Annotated in this window: 16 protein-coding genes and 1 pseudogene; 15 read left to right on the top strand and 2 right to left on the bottom strand. The window is 48.2% G+C overall.

Going from position 1 to position 19,378, the window contains the following annotated elements:
* Nucleotides 1-17: 17 nt before the first annotated feature.
* The 5 genes and pseudogenes from uvrC to HMPREF9442_RS09775 form a co-directional block, all read left to right on the top strand.
* A complete protein-coding gene (gene uvrC / locus HMPREF9442_RS09800; RefSeq protein ID WP_008628083.1) occupies nt 18-1,847 on the top strand; it encodes an excinuclease ABC subunit UvrC in 1,830 nt (609 codons plus the stop codon).
* Nucleotides 1,848-1,898: 51 nt separating this feature from the next.
* Entirely contained in the window at nt 1,899-2,351 is a 453-nt protein-coding gene (gene dtd, locus HMPREF9442_RS09795; protein ID WP_008628081.1) for a D-aminoacyl-tRNA deacylase, read from the top strand.
* A gap of 11 nt (nt 2,352-2,362) precedes the next feature.
* Nucleotides 2,363-2,686, top strand: coding sequence for a nucleotide pyrophosphohydrolase (locus HMPREF9442_RS09790; protein ID WP_008628079.1), 324 nt, complete (start codon nt 2,363-2,365; stop codon nt 2,684-2,686).
* 3 nt (nt 2,687-2,689) lie between these two features.
* Nucleotides 2,690-3,604, top strand: a complete 915-nt coding sequence (gene deoC, locus HMPREF9442_RS09785; RefSeq protein ID WP_008628078.1) for a deoxyribose-phosphate aldolase — start codon at nt 2,690-2,692, stop codon at nt 3,602-3,604.
* Nucleotides 3,605-4,272: 668 nt separating this feature from the next.
* A pseudogene (locus HMPREF9442_RS09775) lies at nt 4,273-4,962 on the top strand (Rpn family recombination-promoting nuclease/putative transposase); the annotation flags it as partial.
* A gap of 35 nt (nt 4,963-4,997) precedes the next feature.
* On the opposite strand, the gene HMPREF9442_RS09770 reads toward HMPREF9442_RS09775, so the two are convergent.
* Nucleotides 4,998-5,969 (bottom strand): polyprenyl synthetase family protein, encoded by a 972-nt coding sequence (locus HMPREF9442_RS09770; protein WP_008628075.1) that lies wholly within the window; start codon nt 5,967-5,969, stop codon nt 4,998-5,000.
* A 92-nt stretch (nt 5,970-6,061) separates the two neighbouring features.
* Between HMPREF9442_RS09770 and polA the strand changes: the two genes are divergently transcribed.
* From polA to HMPREF9442_RS09725, 10 genes are all read left to right on the top strand, one after another.
* Nucleotides 6,062-8,833: a DNA polymerase I gene (gene polA / locus HMPREF9442_RS09765; protein WP_008628074.1), complete on the top strand. Its 2,772-nt coding sequence runs from the start codon at nt 6,062-6,064 to the stop codon at nt 8,831-8,833.
* Nucleotides 8,834-9,008: 175 nt separating this feature from the next.
* On the top strand, nt 9,009-10,112 hold the full coding sequence (gene ychF / locus HMPREF9442_RS09760; protein ID WP_008628072.1) for a redox-regulated ATPase YchF: 1,104 nt from the start codon (nt 9,009-9,011) through the stop codon (nt 10,110-10,112).
* A complete protein-coding gene (gene lgt / locus HMPREF9442_RS09755) occupies nt 10,109-10,954 on the top strand; it encodes a prolipoprotein diacylglyceryl transferase (protein WP_008628070.1) in 846 nt (281 codons plus the stop codon). Before ychF ends, lgt begins: the two co-directional genes overlap by 4 nt.
* Nucleotides 10,955-11,009: 55 nt before the next feature.
* Nucleotides 11,010-11,495 carry a nuclear receptor-binding factor 2 gene (locus HMPREF9442_RS09750; RefSeq protein ID WP_130893806.1) on the top strand — a complete coding sequence of 162 codons (486 nt, stop codon included), beginning with the start codon at nt 11,010-11,012 and terminating at the stop codon, nt 11,493-11,495.
* A gap of 20 nt (nt 11,496-11,515) precedes the next feature.
* The gene (locus HMPREF9442_RS09745) at nt 11,516-13,963 is read left to right on the top strand and encodes a DUF3160 domain-containing protein (protein ID WP_008628068.1); all 2,448 of its coding nucleotides are present in this window, start codon (nt 11,516-11,518) and stop codon (nt 13,961-13,963) included.
* Nucleotides 13,957-14,892 (top strand): CapA family protein, encoded by a 936-nt coding sequence (locus tag HMPREF9442_RS09740; protein WP_040602901.1) that lies wholly within the window; start codon nt 13,957-13,959, stop codon nt 14,890-14,892. The genes HMPREF9442_RS09745 and HMPREF9442_RS09740 overlap by 7 nt, the downstream gene beginning before the upstream one ends.
* A 47-nt stretch (nt 14,893-14,939) precedes the next feature.
* The gene (locus tag HMPREF9442_RS09735) at nt 14,940-15,920 is read left to right on the top strand and encodes a glycoside hydrolase family 43 protein (protein WP_040602900.1); all 981 of its coding nucleotides are present in this window, start codon (nt 14,940-14,942) and stop codon (nt 15,918-15,920) included.
* Nucleotides 15,921-16,517: 597 nt separating this feature from the next.
* Nucleotides 16,518-16,949, top strand: a complete 432-nt coding sequence (locus tag HMPREF9442_RS09730) for a hypothetical protein (RefSeq protein ID WP_008628061.1) — start codon at nt 16,518-16,520, stop codon at nt 16,947-16,949.
* A gap of 52 nt (nt 16,950-17,001) precedes the next feature.
* Complete coding sequence (locus tag HMPREF9442_RS16245) at nt 17,002-17,289, top strand: hypothetical protein (protein WP_147639902.1); 288 nt, start codon at nt 17,002-17,004, stop codon at nt 17,287-17,289.
* A gap of 97 nt (nt 17,290-17,386) precedes the next feature.
* Nucleotides 17,387-18,496 carry a DUF4934 domain-containing protein gene (locus HMPREF9442_RS09725; protein ID WP_253271083.1) on the top strand — a complete coding sequence of 370 codons (1,110 nt, stop codon included), beginning with the start codon at nt 17,387-17,389 and terminating at the stop codon, nt 18,494-18,496.
* A 114-nt stretch (nt 18,497-18,610) separates the two neighbouring features.
* On the opposite strand, the gene HMPREF9442_RS09720 is transcribed toward HMPREF9442_RS09725, so the two are convergent.
* Nucleotides 18,611-19,375 (bottom strand): SDR family oxidoreductase, encoded by a 765-nt coding sequence (locus HMPREF9442_RS09720; RefSeq protein ID WP_008628058.1) that lies wholly within the window; start codon nt 19,373-19,375, stop codon nt 18,611-18,613.
* Nucleotides 19,376-19,378: the final 3 nt, after the last annotated feature.

Below are 19,378 nucleotides of genomic sequence, written 5' to 3'. Positions count from 1 at the left end.
ATCCAATTCCAAACGCCATGACGACCGAAGAAAAAGAAAAGCTAGACGCTTATTTGAAAGGTATCGTCCTAAACCTGCCGGACAGCCCGGGATGCTACCAATATTTGAACGACGATGGGGAAATCATTTATGTGGGCAAAGCCAAAAACCTGAAACGGCGCGTCTATTCCTATTTCAGCAAAGACCACCAAAGCCGGAAAACAGCCATGTTGGTCAGTAAAATCAGGGATATCAAGTATATAGTAGTAAACAGCGAAGAAGACGCGCTTTTATTGGAAAACAACCTTATCAAACGCTATAAACCGCATTACAACGTGTTGCTGAAGGATGACAAGACCTATCCGTCCATTTGTGTGACCAACGAATACTTTCCCCGCATTTTCAAGACACGGCACATCGTACGCAACGGATCCACATACTTCGGCCCTTACAGCCACATCCCCACGCTGAATGCCTTACTCGAACTCATCAAGAACCTCTATCCGTTGCGCACGTGCCACCTCGCGCTCACACCTGAAAACATCCGTTGCGGAAAGTTCAACGTCTGTCTGGAATACCACATCAAGAACTGCAAAGGCCCCTGCATCGGAGCGCAAAGCCGCGAAGAATACCTCCAATCCATCCAAGAAGCCAAGGAAATCCTGAAAGGAAACACAGCCGAAATCAGCCGGAACATGCTCGCCGAAATGCAAGCGTTGGCGGCAGAAATGCGTTTCGAAGAGGCGCAGACCATCAAAAGGAAGTACAACCTTTTGGAAAGTTACCGGAGCAAGAGCGAAGTGGTGAGCAACGTCCTTCACAACATCGACGTTTTCTCCATTGAGGACGATGAAAACGCAGCTTACATCAACTACTTGCACGTGACGAACGGGAGTATCAACCAGGCCTTCACCTTTGAATATAAAAAACGGATGAACGAATCTCCCGAAGAACTGTTGACACTGGGCATCGCAGAAATGCGGGAACGCTACAAGAGCCGTTCCAAGGAAATCATCACCCCCTTTCCCATCGAAGTGGAAATGGAAGGCGTCACCTTCACCGTCCCGCAAAGGGGAGACAAGAAGAAACTGCTGGAACTCTCCGTACTCAACGTAAAACAATACAAACTGGACAGGCTCAAACAGGCCGAAAAGCTCAATCCGGAACAGAAAAGCGTACGGCTGATGAAAGAAATACAGCAAGCCATGCACCTTGAGAAACTCCCCATGCGCATCGAATGTTTCGACAATTCGAATATCTCGGGGATGGATGCCGTGGCAGCCTGCGTAGTCTTCAAAAAGTGCAAACCTAGCAAACAAGACTACCGCAAATACAACATCAAAACCGTGGTCGGGCCGGACGATTATGCCTCGATGAAAGAGGTGGTACGCCGCCGGTATTCACGCGCCATGGCTGAACAAGGCGAATTGCCCGACCTCATCATCACGGACGGCGGACGGGGACAGATGGAGGTGGTACGCGAAGTGGTAGAAGACGAACTCGGACTGCGCATCCCCATCGCCGGACTGGCCAAAGACGACCGCCACCGCACCAACGAACTGTTGTTCGGCTTCCCGCCAATCGTCATCGGCATGAAGACAGACAGCCCAGTGTTCCGGCTCATGACCCAGATACAGGATGAAGTGCACCGTTTTGCCATCACTTTCCATCGCGACAAACGCAGCAAACACCAGACCGTTTCGGCACTGGACACCATCAAAGGCATCGGCGAGAAGACCAAAACCCAGTTGCTCAAACGGTTTAAAAGCGTAAAACGCATCCGCGAAGCGTCGTTCGACGAACTGGCCGCGGAAATCGGGCAGGCCAAAGCGAAAATAATACAAGAAAACCTGCCTGCGGAAGCATGACATGCAGGCTTTTTCCGTATCTTTGCAAAGAACCAAACGCACGCTAAACACATGAGAACCGTGATACAACGCGTCAGCCATGCGTCGGTGAGCATCGGCTGTCACTGCAAATCAGCCATACAAGGCGGACTTTTAATCCTGTTAGGCATAGAAGAAGCTGACAATGAAGAGGATATAGATTGGTTGTGCCGTAAGATTACAGGACTTCGCATCTTCGACGACGAAAACGGCGTAATGAACCGGAGCATCCTCGAAACAGGAGGTGACATATTGGTTATCAGTCAATTCACCCTGATGGCTTCGTACAAGAAAGGCAACCGTCCCTCGTATATCCGTGCTGCCGGGCATGCCACGGCTATCCCCCTCTATGAAAGCTTCTGCCGGAAATTGGGCGAAGCGCTTGGCAAACCCGTGCAGACGGGAGAATTCGGAGCGGAAATGAAAGTGGACCTGTTGAACCACGGCCCCGTCACCATCTGCATGGACACTAAAAACAAAGAATAAAAAAGGAAAATATGACTATAGACGAAGCACAGAAACAGGTAGACGAATGGATTAAAACGGTCGGTGTACGTTACTTCAGCGAACTGACCAACATGGCTTGCCTGACCGAAGAAGTGGGCGAACTGGCCCGTGTCATGGCCCGCCGCTACGGCGACCAGTCTTTCAAGGAAGGAGAAAGCTGCAACCTGGAAGAAGAGATGGCCGACGTGCTCTGGGTACTGATTTGCCTGGCCAACCAGACGGGCGTGAACCTGACGGAAGCACTCCGCAAAAGTATCGAAAAGAAAACCCGAAGAGACAAAGAACGACATATTAACAATCCCAAATTACATTGAATCATGAGCGAGCACACACATCATCACGAGCCTGAAACCAGTAAGTACGAACAGGCATTGAAGAAGTACGACCTCAACCTCAGCGACGAGGCCGTGAAAGAAGCCGTGGCGAAAATCATCGCCGAAAAAGTGCCGGAAAACAACACGACGGAAGTCAAAAGATTCCTGATGGGCAGTGTGGAACTGACCTCATTGAGCACCACGGACAGCGAAGAAAGCATCCTCCGTTTCACGGAACGCGTGAACGCATTCGAGGACACCTACCCCGACCTGCCGCACGTGGCCACCATCTGTGTCTATCCCTGCTTCGCACAAATCGTCAGCCAATCGCTCGAAGTAGAGGGCGTGGAAGTAGCCTGCGTGTCGGGCAGTTTCCCCTCCTCGCAAGCCCTGATTGAAGTCAAAGTGGCCGAAACGGCCCTAGCCATCAAGGACGGCGCCACGGAGATAGACATCGTCATGTCCGTCGGCAAATTCCTGAGCGGCGACTACGAGACGCTCTGCGACGAAATCAGCGAGCTGAAAGCGGCCTGCGGAGACCATAAGATGAAAGTCATCCTCGAAACGGGCTGCCTGAAGACTGCCGCGAACATCAAGAAAGCCTCCCTGTTGGCCATGTATGCCGGAGCGGACTACATCAAAACGTCCACCGGGAAACTCGAACCGGCCGCTACGCCGGAAGCCGCTTACGTCATGTGCCAAGCCATCAAGGAATACTATGACGAAACGGGCATACAGATAGGTTTTAAGCCCGCAGGAGGCATGCACACGGTACATGACGCCCTTGTGTACTACACCATCGTCAAAGAGGTCTTAGGCGAAAAATGGCTTACCAACCAGTGGCTGCGCCTCGGCACAAGCCGGTTGGCCAACCTGCTATTGGGCGAAGTGACGGGAGAAGAGGTGAAATTCTTCTAATCCCTCCCCTTTTGACAGTTTGACAAAACGACAAACATGTCCCCACGAGAACGGCGCATTTGCATACCGGTGAAGCACACGTCGGTTCTACGCGATTCTCGCGCATCGTGAAAATGACATTCTGACACCCATGCGGATGGTTTGCTGACACCCAAAAGGCAGCACAACGCCACCGTCAGTACAAAACCCAATGCCTGCCACAAAAAAGCCGGAAACGGTGACAAATGTGGCAGGTATTTTTGTATGCTTTTCCGTCCCAAATAAAAGAAAAACCTTTCATTTCCGGAGGCCTTATCCCCCACTCCATCCCGTTCTCACGCCATTTTTCGGAGATTCCCATCCCAATCTGCTGAGAAACATTTTCCGCTTTCAGCCAAACGATTTTTCGTTCGGCTGAAAGAAATCCGGATTTTGGCAGAGAAATGCGCGATAAGAGCAATAATCCTATCTTAAATATTAAAACAAGAACATCTTTTTCCTCTATTTTATCTATCCTTTACCATAGCCCAACATGAAAAAAATAGCAAAATGTCATTGTTTCTAACAAGCACAAAGATATTTATTAAAAAAAACAGCTTTTACCATAATGCAGTAAGAACAAGATAAAAAAAATACTTTCTCATTGAATCATTTGACGAAAACTATCTTATGACAGTGAACGACAAAACATGCAACGCGGACAGCAACTGTTCTTCAAGGAAAGGAGCTTGTACTACGCTTCCTTCCCCATACAGCAGCAGGGAAAGCGCGGCGATTGGGATTACCAACTCAAGGCCGTGTACGTCATCGCCATACTGAATTTCGTGTTCGACCACACCCACGACGGGTACTTCCACCACGAAGTGCAGTTGACCGACAGCAAGACCCGGGAGGTGTTCTACGACAAGCTGACGTTCATCTATTTGGAAATGCCCAAGTTCAACAAGAAAGAAGAAGAACTTGACAGTATGTTCGACAAATGGCTCTTCGTGCTACGCAACCTCACGCGGCTGATGGAAAAGCCCGCTACGCTACAGGAACGCGTCTTTACCCGGTTCTTCGAGGCAGCAGAAATCGCGAAGTTCACCGTAGAGGAATACCACCACTACGAAACGAGCCTGAAAGTATACCGCGACTGGAGAAACACCATTGACTTCGCCGTTCAAAAAGCCACAAAGGAAGGAGAACAAAAAGGGATGCAAATAGGGATGCAAAAAGGTATTGAAAAGGGTTTTGAAAAGGGAATTGAAAAAGGTATTGAAAAAGGAATGCAAGAAGAAAAGCTAAACATAGCCAGACAGATGAAAGCCAATGGCATACCAACCCATACGATAGCAGCCTGTACAGGATTGGATACGGAAGAAATCAATCGTCTATAATCGGACTGGAGGAAACAAATCATCCTCCCACCCTATTAAGACACTCGTTTCAATACGAAATCCAAGTACAAACGTAAGGCTTCACCTACGGCCTCGTTCCCGTCAGCACCTATCAAACCGACCGCTTGTTCACGAATTTCATCCATCTTACGACGGGCATACTCTATACCGCCCGACTGCTTGGTAAAGTTCACTAAAGCCGAGATTTCTTCTTCTGTGGCTCTGCCCGCACGTACTTTCAACGCCGTCTCATGCCACGTCTCTGCGCCAGGCTGAAGTACGGCATGCACCACCGGAAGAGTAAGCTTACCTTCTTTCATGTCATTTCCCGTAGGTTTACCTACTTCAGCATCATAATAGTCGAAGACATCGTCACGAATCTGAAAGCAGATACCTACGTAAGTGCCGAACTCACCCAAACGAAGGATTTCATTTTCCGATGCTCCTGACAACAAAGCACCGACTTCGGCACATACGGCAAACAAAGAAGCTGTTTTACGCCGAATCACTTCGAAATACTGATTTTCGCTGATTTCATCGGACTTCACGTTAGACAACTGCTGCAATTCCCCATCGGAAAGCGTCTGCCCCAAACGAGCGACCAAATCTACTACCCTCAGGTCACCGGCCATGGCCGCATGCTTCAAAGCCGTAGACAAGAGATAATCGCCCACCAAGACGGCTGCCTTATTATCCAAAAGGGCATTCACAGAGGACTGTCCCCTACGTACGCCACTCTCGTCTACCACATCATCATGCACCAGACTGGCCGTATGCAACATCTCCAAACTCACGGCGGCATGCAATACGGAATCATTGATTTCACCGTACTTTTTTGCAGCCAACAAAGTCAAAATCGGACGCATCAACTTCCCCTTACGGCTCAACACATGCCGCAAGGCTATCATGAGAAGAGGATTCTGGTGCTGCAGAGTAATACCGAAAAGCGACTCGAAATCTTTCATTTCACGCTCCACCGGTTTCCGGATTTGAGTTAATACGTCCATATAATCAGCTGATTTCGGAATACAAAATTACATAAAAATCAAAAGCCACTCATATTTTTTACGTAAATTTACGGAGAAAATCATCATAACGTATGGACAGACTTTTTTTACTCGATGCCTACGCGCTCATTTACAGGGCCTACTACGCATTCATCAAAAGCCCCCGCATCAATTCGAAAGGGCTTAATACATCAGCTATCTTAGGTTTTGTCAACACATTGGAGGAGGTGCTCAACAAAGAGCATCCTTCGCATATCGGTGTGGCTTTTGACCCTGCAGGTCCCACTTTCCGCCACGAAGCCTATCCCGAATATAAGGCACAACGGGAAGAAACACCGGAAGCCATCCGCACCGCCGTACCTATTATAAAAGATATCATACGGGCTTACCGTATCCCCATCCTCGAAGTCGCCGGATTTGAAGCTGACGACGTCATCGGCACTTTGGCCACACAGGCTGCCGCACACGGGAATTTGGAAACTTACATGATGACACCCGACAAAGACTACGGCCAATTAGTCAACGAGAGGGTCAAGATGTACCGTCCGAAATTCGGAGACAAGGATTTTGAAATCATGGGGGTAAAAGAGGTCACCGAAAAATTCGACATCTCTTCTCCGACCCAGGTCATTGATATTCTCGGACTGATGGGAGACTCGTCCGACAATATTCCGGGTTGTCCCGGTGTGGGCGGAAAAACCGCATCCAAACTCGTCAACCAATTCGGCAGCATCGAAAATCTGTTGGAACATACGGACGAACTAAAAGGCAGTATAAAAACCAAAGTGGAAACCCACCGCGACATGATTGCCTTCTCTAAGTTTCTAGCCACCATCAAGACGGACGTGCCCATTACGCTCGACTTGGAAGCACTCACCACAAAAGAGCCGGACGCAGAAGCCTTGCAACGTTTATTCGAAGATTTAGAGTTCCGGACTTTACTGGAACGAAAGTTCTCCAAAAAGCAACCTAGCGCAGAACCGGGCTTTTTCCAAGGCTCTCTCTTTGCAGAATTTGCAGACGAATCCCCGGAAGCAAGCAAATATTCAAATCTCAGCAAGTACAAAAAGGAGGATTTCGACTACCAACTCATTGAAACGAAAGAAGATAGGAGTCGAATTATTGACTTATTCGTTACAAAAGATTTTCTCAGTCTAGACACGGAGACCACCGGAACCGACCCCATCAGTGCCAAATTGGTGGGATTGAGCTTTAGTGTCAAGGAAAATCAGGCTTTTTACGTACCGATTCCGCAAGACCCTGAAGAAGCGCAAAAGATAGTTAATGAATTTAAATCAGTCTATGAAGACGAACGAATACTCAAAATCGGGCAAAACATCAAATATGATTTGATGGTATTACAAAACTACGGCATCACGTTGAAAGGCGAAATCTTTGACACGATGATTGCCCATTATCTTTTGCAACCGGAATTACGTCATGGCATGGACTATCTGGCCGAAGTCTATCTGAACTACCAGACCATCCATATCGAAGAACTTATCGGACCGAAAGGAAAGAACCAGAAGAACATGGCAGACCTTCCTCCGTCGCAAGTATATGAATACGCATGCGAAGATGCCGACATTACCTTGAAACTGAAAAACGTGTTTGAACCGAAGTTAAAGGAGGAAGGATGTTATGACCTGTTCCGCGAAGTAGAAATGCCGCTCATGCCGGTATTGGCTTGGATGGAACGCAACGGAGTGTGCATCGACACCGAAGCGTTGAAGGAAACTTCTACGCTCTACACCAAAGAAATGAACTGTTTGGAAGAAGAGATACACGCCTTGGCCGGTGAACCGTTCAACATAGCCTCTCCCAAACAGGTAGGCGAAGTCTTGTTTGAAAAACTGAAAATAAGCGAAAAGCCCAAGAAAACCAAAACAGGACAATATGTCACCTCGGAAGAAGTATTGGAAACATTACGCACACGCCATCCCATAGTGGAAAAAATCCTGGAACACCGAGGACTGAAAAAACTGTTAGGCACATACATCGATGCCTTGCCTAAGCTTATCAATCCCGAAACCGGACATATCCACACCTCCTTCAATCAAACCATTACCACGACCGGACGGTTGAGCAGCAGTAACCCGAACCTGCAAAACATCCCTGTACGCAACGAGGAAGGCAAAGAAATCCGTAAGGCTTTTATCCCGGAACCAGGTTGTGAATTCTTCTCGGCCGACTACTCCCAAATCGAACTGCGTATCATGGCTCACTTGAGTGGCGACCCACACATGATAGAGGCTTTCCGCGAAGGGCACGACATCCATGCCGCTACCGCCGCAAAGGTTTACAAAAAACCTTTGGAAGAAGTTACCCGCGAAGAACGAAGCAAGGCCAAAACAGCCAATTTCGGCATCATATACGGTATCACCGTATTCGGATTGGCCGAACGGATGAACGTCAGCCGTGCGGAAGCCAAAGAATTGATTGACGGCTATTTCACCACGTATCCCAAAGTGAAGGAATACATGCAGAAGAGCATTGAAACAGCGCGTGAAAAGGGATATACCGAAACCATTTACCATCGTAAATGCTATCTGCGCGACATCAACAGCCACAACGCAGTGGTGCGCGGTTATGCCGAACGCAACGCCATCAATGCCCCGATACAGGGCAGCGCGGCAGACATCATCAAAATTGCCATGATAGCCATTTACCGCCGCTTCCAGAAAGAGCACATACGTTCTAAAATGATTTTACAAGTACACGACGAATTGAACTTCAGCGTCTATCCGGAAGAAAAAGAACGCGTGCAGCAAATCGTCATCGAAGAAATGGAACGCGCCTACACCATGCAAGTCCCGCTCGAAGCCGATTACGGTTGGGGAAAGAACTGGTTGGAAGCACATTGATACTCCGGAAAACGTTACCGGAAAGTTCCAAAACCGTCCGCTCCAAAACGGGAAACCACCGCGCAGAGAATGGAAAATCACTTGGCGCAGAACGAAAAAAGATTTCCCACATAGCGGATTTATTCTTAATTTTGCACCTAATTAAATAAGGTAATTGATAAAAACAAAATAAACTATGGCTTTAAAAGCAGGTATAGTAGGTTTGCCCAACGTGGGCAAGTCTACCCTTTTCAACTGTCTGTCGAGCGCCAAGGCACAGGCTGCAAACTTTCCGTTCTGCACCATCGACGCACAAATGGGACAAATCACCGTACCGGACGAACGTCTGAACAAACTGGCGGAATTGGTCCACCCCGGGCGCATCGTTCCGGCCACCTGTGACATCGTGGACATTGCCGGACTGGTAAAAGGAGCCAGTAAGGGAGAAGGCTTAGGCAACCAGTTCCTCGGTAATATCCGTGAGACCGATGCCATCATCCACGTATTGCGTTGTTTCGACAACGACAACATCGTGCACGTGGACGGGTCGGTAGATCCCGTACGCGACAAGGAAATCATCGACACGGAACTACAGCTCAAAGACTTGGAAACCATCGAAAACCGCATCAAACGCGTGGAAAAAGTGGCCAAAGTGGGCGGTGACAAACAAGCCAAAATAGAGTATGACGTGCTATTGCAATACAAAGAGGCTTTGGAACAAGGCAAATCGGCCCGTACCGTCACCTTTGAAAACGAGGACGAACAGCAGGCAGCCAAAAACCTCTTCCTGCTCACAGCCAAACCGGTGCTCTACGTCTGCAACGTGGATGACACCTCTGCCGCTCACGGTAATCCATACGTGGATGCCGTACGCGAAGCCATCAAGGACGAAAATGCCGAACTGCTCATCATCTCCGCCCAAACGGAGGCCGACATTGCCGAACTGGAAAGCTACGAGGAAAAACAGATGTTCCTGGAAGACATGGGGCTGAAGGAATCGGGATGCGACCGACTCATCAAAGCCATCTACCACTTGCTGAACTTGCAGACGTTCATCACAGCCGGAGAGATGGAAGTGAAAGCCTGGACCTTCCGCAAGGGATGGAAAGCCCCGCAGTGTGCCGGCGTCATCCACACGGACTTTGAAAAAGGCTTTATCCGCGCGGAAGTCATCAAATACGAAGACTACATCCGTTACGGTTCGGAAGCAGCCGTGCGCGAAGCCGGCAAGATGGGAGTGGAAGGAAAAGACTATGTGGTGCAGGACGGTGACATCATGCACTTCCGTTTCAACGTATGACCGCCATGGACAGCCTGTTATTTATCACGTGGAATCCCGACCTGTTCGCTTTCCACCTCGGTTCGTTCGGTGTGCGTTGGTATTCGCTGTGTTGGTGCTTTGCCCTGTTGGCAGCCTACGTATTGGTGCAACGCCTGTACCGCAGGCAGCACATCGCCGACAAACTGTTCGACCCGTTGTTTTTCTATTGTTTCGTGGGCATCCTCGTAGGTGCCCGTCTGGGGCACTGCCTGTTCTACGAACCGGACTATTTCCTTGCCCACCCCTTGGAAATGATTCTACCTATGCGACAGACGGCCAACGGTTGGGTGTTCACCGGTTACGCAGGACTAGCCAGCCACGGCGGCACGATAGGACTGATGCTCGCCCTATGGCTTTACGTCAGGAAAACGAAACTGAACATCATGCGCGTGTTGGACAACATCGCCATCGCTACTCCGGCCAGTGCCATGTTTATCCGTTTGGGCAACCTGATGAACTCGGAAATCATCGGCAAGCCAACCGATGTGCCTTGGGCATTCGTTTTCGAGCGCGTCGACATGCTGCCACGCCATCCCGGCCAACTCTATGAAGCCATCTGCTATTTCGTATTTCTCATCGTCGGATACGTACTTTATCATAAATATCCGCAGAAAGTCGGCACGGGATTCTTTTTCGGTTTCTGCCTGACTACCATCTTCACGGCCCGTTTCTTCATCGAATATACCAAAGAAGTGCAGGAAGCCTGGGAAGCCTCCATGCTCATCAATATGGGCCAAATACTGAGTATACCCTTCATTCTTTTGGGAATCTATTGCATGGCGGGCGGCAAATTCTGTAAAAAGCTAGCCGAAAAGCATTAATCCGTCAGAACGAATGCCTACCCTTTCCTCAGGAATAAAAGTCGCTGCATTCTGCATGGCATATGGGCTGACAGCCTCATGTGGTCAGGAAACCAAGTCATTCACCTACGAGTGTAAGGACGGGCAAAAAGGAGTGATACGCATGGAGCGTATCCACGACAGCCTGTACATCCTGCATCACCTCATAGACGGGGTAGGGCAATCCTCATGGGAACTGCCCTACCCCGTCTACCGTTTCGATTGCGGTGACCTGACCGGTGACAGTTGTCCCGAAATAGCTGTAGGGGTCATCAAGGCCACGCGCTATAGCCCTACCCGGGACAAACGCCTGTTTCTTTTCAAACTCTACCGAAGACGGCTGATACGTCCGTTATGGTTAGGCTCCAGAATGCCCCACCCTCTTGAAGACTTCCGCCTCGTAGGCGATTCAGTCCCCATGCGGATATGTACTTCCGAACGCAAACCCGACGGCACGCCGTGCAGGGCGTTATACCGTTTGGGAAACTTCGGGCCAGTATTCGAACGTTACCTCCAAGAATAAAACCTTAAAAACGAAATATCATGAAACGCTTTATTTTCCCCATTATTAGCCTCTTTGGCCTCATGGCCTTCCTGTGCATCGCTTGCAAGTCCCCGGCTAAAAAGCCAACAAAAGAAAAAGATGTGCAATCCGAAGAAAATGTGGGCTTCGACATTCCGCCCGTTCATCTGTTGACGGACAGCCTGCTCCCACAATATGTAGATTACAAGCAAGACATCAGCCATTTGAGTTACGAGGAACTGCGCATCCTCAGAAGTTATCCCTACGCCCTCCATGGCTATTGGTTCATGGAAGCCGACCTGAACAGCTTTTTCATCAACAAGACGGATTGGTATTTCAAACTCTGCGACACCCTATACTATGAATACGAATATGCGGTAAATTCGCGCCCATACGCCGACACGTATGACAAGGTCAAGCTCACCCCTACCGAAAAGGCTTTCATCGAAAGAATAGACCGGCGAATGGAAGAACTCGCCACACAGAAATACGTCACCGTTGATGGCTACAAGTTGCTCAACCCGTCGCTTTGCATCAACCTGTTCCAGATAGACCGTCCGGAACCAAAATTTATGGAAATGTTGAGCCTGTATAATTTCGTCATCGCCCCGACGGATTACGAGCAACTTTTCAATGTCTACGAAAGCAACGATTATCACCAAATGCCCAATTTCATCACTACCGACCTTTACCTGCAAGCCTTCCACATGTACTTCAGTTACGTGCTCAAAAGCCTGGAGAAAAACCATTTTACACCAACCCTTCGACGTGTCCTGCATGCCCTATACACCGAAAGCCTGAACTTGAGCCGCCAAAAAGCCATACAGGACGAAGCGGAATACGCCGCCACGTTCTTCGCCATAGCATATCAACTGCTCACCGGCAGCCATCTGCCCGTACCCCACGCTTACCAAGAAGCCTACAAAGACGAACTGCGGCACATCGCAGCTTGCGAAGACGGCTCTTCGGCCTTCCTTGGTTATACAGACATCATATTCCCGTACAGCCTGTTCAAACCGCGAGGACACTACAACCGTGACGAATCTACCCAAAGGTATTTCTGCACCATGATGTGGTTGCAATCTGCCGCTTTCTGCCGGGAAAAAACAGAAGCTCTGTGGCGCACCATCATCATGGCCGCAGCTTTCAACCGAATGGCCGACAATACACGAAAAGCCTGCCTCGGCATGTACGATGCCCTCACGTTCCTGATGGGAGAACCGGACAACGCCTCCATCATCGAAATAGCCGACTTCTTGGACAAACACAACCTCACAGCATCCGTTGCAGAAAAGGACGAAAACGTGGCCGCCCACGTGAACAGCCTGCTCACGGAAGTTTTCAAGACCCGTAACCGTATCACGCCCAAGATACAACTGAGTTGCAACGAAAAAATCAACTTCATGCCCCAACGTTACATGGCCGACAACGAAATATTAGGAACCATGGCTGATGCCACTCCCGGAAGCAACCGGGCCTATCCCAAGGGACTCGACGTGTTTGCCGCCTTCGGCGTGGAAAGCGCAGCCGCCCTGCTCGATACATGCTACCATGAGGACAAGAACTGGAAAGACTTCCGGAAAACAGCCGATAAAATGAAAGAGAAATTCAACCAAAAGGTAGACTGGAACCGCACGATGTACGATAAATGGATAGAATCTCTCATTGTCCTGCAACGCCCCGGGAAAAACTACCCCGGTTTCATGTGTACACCGGCTTGGAAATGCAAGAACTTACAGACGGCACTGGCCTCTTGGAGCGAGTTGAAACACGATGCCTTGCTCTACGGAGAACACCCTTTGGCTGCTGAATGCGGAGGAGCCGGGCTCCCCAACCCCATCGTTGTAGGATATGTAGAACCTAACTTGCCGTTTTGGAGGAAGCTGAAAGAACTACTCGTTCTGAACCGGAAAATATTGGAGAAAACGGGATTTGCCGACCAAGATCTCATGGAAAAGACAAGCACGCTGGAAGAAAAAGTAGACTTTTGCATCCACACGGCCGAAAAGGAACTGCGTAGAGAAACACTCACAGAAGAAGAATACGAAACCATACGCGTGATGGGCAGTTCGATAGAATGGTTCACACTCAGTGTCATCGAGCCAGGAGAACCCTACGATTCTTGGAACCACTTGAAAGGTACGGAACGTTCCGTGGCACTCGTTTCGGACGTGTACACCCGCAACATATCCGGATGCCCGAAAAACGGTATCCTTTACGAAGCCACGGGAAACGCCAATACCATCTATGTACTGCTCGACATCGGCGGACAAACTTATATCACCTGCGGAGCCATATTCGGTTACTATGAATTTACCCGCCCCTTGGGTGACCGGCTCACCGACGAGGCTTGGCAACAGATGTTAAAAGAAGGCAAGACACCGCCTGCTCCAGAATGGATACGTCCTTACTTTCTGGACCGGCAACCCGAAGCCAACGAATGGATTTTTTATAGTACGGGATGTTAAGGTGGCTATCTGGCATATTATGTGTCTTGTGCCTCTTCCCGGCCTGCCGCCGCACACAGGAAGAAGCCTCACTGGCCATTCTGTTCACAGGAGACGTGCTGTTGGACCGCAGCATACGGCCTATGGCCGAACGGCGAGGTACGGCATGGCTTTTCAACAACGTAACTCCGGTTTTCCGCCAAGCCGATGCCGTGGTCATCAACCTGGAATGCCCACTGACCACCCGTACCACTCCTCTCAACAAACGGTTCATCTTCAGGGGAGAACCCGAATGGGCAAAAGACCTCCGGCAAGTCGGCATCACTCACGCCGCCATAGCCAACAACCATACCAATGACCAAGGGCGGCAAGGATTGGCTGACACCTACCAAGCCCTTCATACATCCGGCATTACCCCTTTGGGCTACGGATATTCCATGGAAGAGCAACTCACCCCCACCGTCATCCGGAAAAAGGGAATCAAGGTGGCCGTCTTCAATGCCGTACTCTTCCCTCTTGAAAACTGGCAGTACGCAGAGGGTCAGCCGGATGTATGCCGTCCCTCCATCGACCGACTTACAAGCCGAATCCGACAATACAAGGCAGAGCATCCTTCGTCGTTCATCGTGGCCGTACTGCACTGGGGCACAGAATTCCAACCCCATCCCCACGTACAGCAACGTCATTACGCCCATAAACTGATGCAAGCCGGTACGGATGCCATCATAGGACACCATCCACACGTCGTGCAACCCATGGAATACATCAACTCCCGCCCCGTATTCTACAGCCTCGGCAACTTCGTGTTCGACCAAAGCCACCCCGACTGCCGGAAAGCCGTGATGGCTCTCCTGCGCTTCAAGGCTTCCGGAGTGCAAGCAAAGGCCATTCCTATAGAAATCCGGCAATGCAAGCCTCAAATCATCCGGAAACAGCATGAAAACCGATAAAAAACACTATCTTTGTCCACAAAGAAAACCCATTAACCCTTTTCATCATGAAAAAGCTATTGACTTCTTTAGTGTGCCTGCTTGCCGTATGCAGCGGCATGTGCCAATCCCGTGCCAAAAACCATGTGCCCTTGGACTCCATCGTCCTGAGCGACCCTTGCATCCTGCCCGACCGTGCCACCATGACTTATTACATGACCGGCACAGGCGGTAAATTATGGAAAAGCAAAGACCTGCGGTATTGGGACGGCCCTTATACCGTGGCGGAAACCGACCCGGCTTCCTGGATGGGGCCGGAACCGATGATTTGGGCGGCCGAGCTGCATCCATACAAAGGCAAGTACTATTACTTTGCCACGTTCACCAACCCGGATGTGAAGATAGGCTCTTTCCGAGGCAACGAAATCGAACGCCGTGCCTGCCATGTATTGGTAAGCGACAAGGCCGAAGGACCTTACCGCCCCATGGAAGACAAGACTTACCTGCCTGCCGAAAAACCTACGCTCGACGGTACGCTATGGGTGGACACCGACGGTAAACCCTACATGGTCTACTGTTACGAATGGCTGCAAACATGGGACGGCACAATAGAAAAAATAGAACTGAAACCAGACTTAAGCGGCAGCATGGGCGAAGGCCAATTGCTGTTCCGCGCCAGCGACTCCCCCTGGAGCCGCGAAGTCATCGATGGTGATACGGTGGCTAGCAAAGTGACCGACGGTCCTTACCTTTTCCGCACGCAGACCGGACGGTTGGGCATGATATGGACCAGTTGGATTTACGATGTTTATACCCAAGGAGTAGCCTATTCGGAAAGCGGCACATTGGACGGCCCGTGGGTGCAGGAAGAACAGCCCATCACCCCGCCCAACTTCGGCCATGGCATGTTGTTCCGTACGTTCGACGGCCAGTTGCTCATGTCCGTCCACAGCCACAAGGACATCAACAGCCATTTCCATCGCGTACCCCACCTCTTCAAGGTGGACGATTCCGGAGACAAGATTGTCGTGGAGGAAGAATATAGATAAACTTAAAACTTTCCTTTTCAAGGACAATAATCAACCTCCGCAGAACGGAAAATCAATCTCAGCCGAACTATTTTTCAATCTCAGCCAAATGATTTTTCATTCTGCGGAAGAATTTTTCACATACACAAAACACAATAAAACAGATATTTATCTATTTTCTAAAAAACATACAACTATCAAAAAACGGAAAGATGGCAGATATACCAGAATTCAGCCATAAAAACCGATAAATGCTACCCAAACGGCAACTCCGCCACCGAATATCAGCTTGGCTATGTCAAGCAGAAAATCTCCTAATTTTCCTAATAACCATTTTGAAATTAAATCATTCCTATGTTTTTTTAAATTAATAAGTGGTTTTATTTGTAAATCTCATATATTTTTTATTTATTTGCAAGGTGCATTCTAAATTAGAATAGAATGCATAAAACCTTAATCTAAATAAGAATATCTATGCAGAAGATGAGACATTATATAAGAATCTTGAATAAAAGATTTCATTATACCAGTAAGTATGGGCTATTAATACTGTACTTATTGTTATGTTTATCATATATATTGCTTTCTTGTGGAAAACCTAAAGAAAGTAATAGAAATATGGTTAAGCTATCATTTGATAAAATGCGCTTGTTATCTGATGAAATATATTCAGACTCAATCTTGGCTGTAATTTTATACTATGATTCCCTATCATGTACAAGTTGTGTATTTAAAGACTTATACTTATGGAAAAAACTACTTAAAAAACATAAAAACATTCAGATTTGTACTATTTGGAAGTATCCTATATCACGAATTAAAGAACTAGAGATGGCATATAAAGTAGATAACATTAGTATACCACTATATGTAGATACTGCAAACGTTTTTTGTAGTCAGAACAAAGGTTGTTTTGAGGCATTAAAAGCAGGTAAGGCACTTTTGATTGATAAAGATAAAAAAACAATTCTGTTTGAGGGCAATCCTTTGAAAAATAAAAATGACAAAAAAGTTTTTTTATCAACAGTAAAAGAATTCATTAACCTATAATGGATTCATAGAGTTAAATATATCTTTTTGTTAAATTATTAAATTTATTAGGATGAAAAAGAAAGTAAAACTATTAGCTGTATTAACAGTCGTGGGTGCATCCGTTTGGGGGATGTATAAAACTTACGTACAGAAAGTTGATACTTCAAATCTTCTTTTGACGGACATTGAAGTATTTGCTGGTGGTGGAGAAAGTGATGATGGACGAATTGACAATGCAATGGAACACACATTTCAATGTGGTGCTCCAATAAATGGTTCAGCGTGTACGACTACTGTTATAAGCTGCCCCGGAGGAGGGGTTGGTTGTACTCCGAGAAAATGTCCGTATCATGGTTAACATGAAAGGTTGAATCACAAGAATGTAAATGTATGTAGGAAAACGAATCGTTTTTCTACGTACATTTTATATCTTTGACTGTAAAACATTAATGAATATGAATATAAAGCATTTAGGGATTTGTGGTTTTATGGTATCATGCCTGATTCTATCCTGTACGGAGAAGAAAAAAGAGATGCCAATACCGGATAAAGTCATTGAAATGGATAGGGTTGATGGGGATATGAACGAGATAATAGACACGGTGATGTATTTACCCTTGGAAAAGACGGAACAGTCGGTTCTGTCAAGGGTAAACAAGCTTTTGTCGTATGATAGTTTGTATTTCCTGGCCGATTTCAATTATTCGAAAATTGCAGTGTACACACATACAGGAAAACTGAAATACGTTTTGAACAAACGTGGACATGGACGAGGAGAGTACTTGGAAATAAGAAACTTTACAGTCCATGGTGACAAGCTTTATACCATTGACAATTTCCAAAGTAAAATTAATATATATAATAAGGAGACTGGGGAATACATAGAAAGCATAGCTACGGATATTGTAGCATCGGATATTGCAGCATTCGGGGAAAATGAATTTCTACTGACTTCGATTCCGAACGGACAGCCCCAAGCCAAAGAGCAGCCTGAAAATCTGGTATTCCTTACGGATGAAGACTTTCAGGTGAAAGATGCCTATTTCCCTTATGAAAAAGATTACTGTGAGCCTTTAAGCCGGTATTCCTATTTCTCTACAACGGACAGTAGTGTCATTTTTAGTTCCTTCCTATACGATGGTTGCGCTGAAATGATGAAATCAAACGGACACGGTATTCATACAATCCAGATGAGTTTGAAGTATCCCATACCGGAAGGGCAAAGGACAAAAAAGGAGAGTTATGACGGTTCAACCGCTTACGCTTTTGTGTCTCAAACCCCAATAGCCTGCAAGCATTATTGGTATGTAGATGTGACGAAAGACAGGAAACTCGAAAGTTTTGTATATGACACGCATGAGGATAAACTGTACGGAAATGATGAATCTTCAATGAACAAGATGGCATTCATTGTGGGTAGCGACGACCGCCATTTTATCAGTTATGTGCCGGACAAGGCGTATTATGACGAGTTGGTAAAATACGGACTCCATCGGGCGGACAGCCTGACGGAAACATCTTTGGCACAAGGAGGAAGTGCGCTGGTATTATATGCCGTTCGATAAAAATGTGGCAAACGGACATTAAATAAGGGCTAACTTCATTTACGAGGTTAGCCCGTTTTCGTTAAAATACTGTCCTGTACCTCAGGGCAGGAAAGTATCGGGTACATGAATCTCTTATTTCTTGCGGTAAGCTATCGTGCCTGTGGCCTGGTTGGTAGGCATGACCAACACTTCGGCTATCTGGATATGCTCGGGCAAGGAAGCGGCGAAGTAAACCACCTCGGCCACATCGTCGCCCGTGAGCGGACGAAGCCCTTCATACACGTTGTCGGCCGCAGCCTTATCGCCACGGAAACGCACCACGGAGAAGTTCGTCTCCACCAATCCGGGCTTGACGTTCGTCACACGTACGGGAGTATCCACCAAATCTATACGCAAACCGTCCGACAGGGCCTTCACCGCCGCCTTGCAGGCACAGTACACGCTCCCGCCGGGATAAGCATAGTCTCCGGCAATGGACCCCATGTTGATGACGTGCCCCCTGCCCCGCTCCACCATGCCGGGCACCACGAGGCGCGTCATGGCCAAAAGGGCTTTCACGTCGGTGTCTATCACCACGTCCCACTCATTGAGGCTTCCTTCGTGTTCCTTATCCACCCCGATGACCAGACCGGCGTTGTTCACCAACACGTCTATGGCCTTCCACTCTTCGGGAAGAGAATCCAAGGCAGCACGGGCAGCGGCACGGTCGCGCACATCGAACGGCAACAGCCATACTTCGGCCCCATACTTCTCCTCCAATTCCGCCTTCACGGCATTCAGTTTCTCCACGTTACGGCCGTTCAGAACCAACCGATGCCCGTTCATGGCGAACTTGCGGGCGCATCCCTCTCCTATTCCCGAGGAAGCGCCGGTTATCAATACAGTTTTCTTTTCCATTGT

This window comes from Paraprevotella xylaniphila YIT 11841, assembly GCF_000205165.1.
Lineage (GTDB): Bacteria > Bacteroidota > Bacteroidia > Bacteroidales > Bacteroidaceae > Paraprevotella > Paraprevotella xylaniphila.
This window is presented reverse-complemented; position numbering and strand designations above follow the sequence as displayed.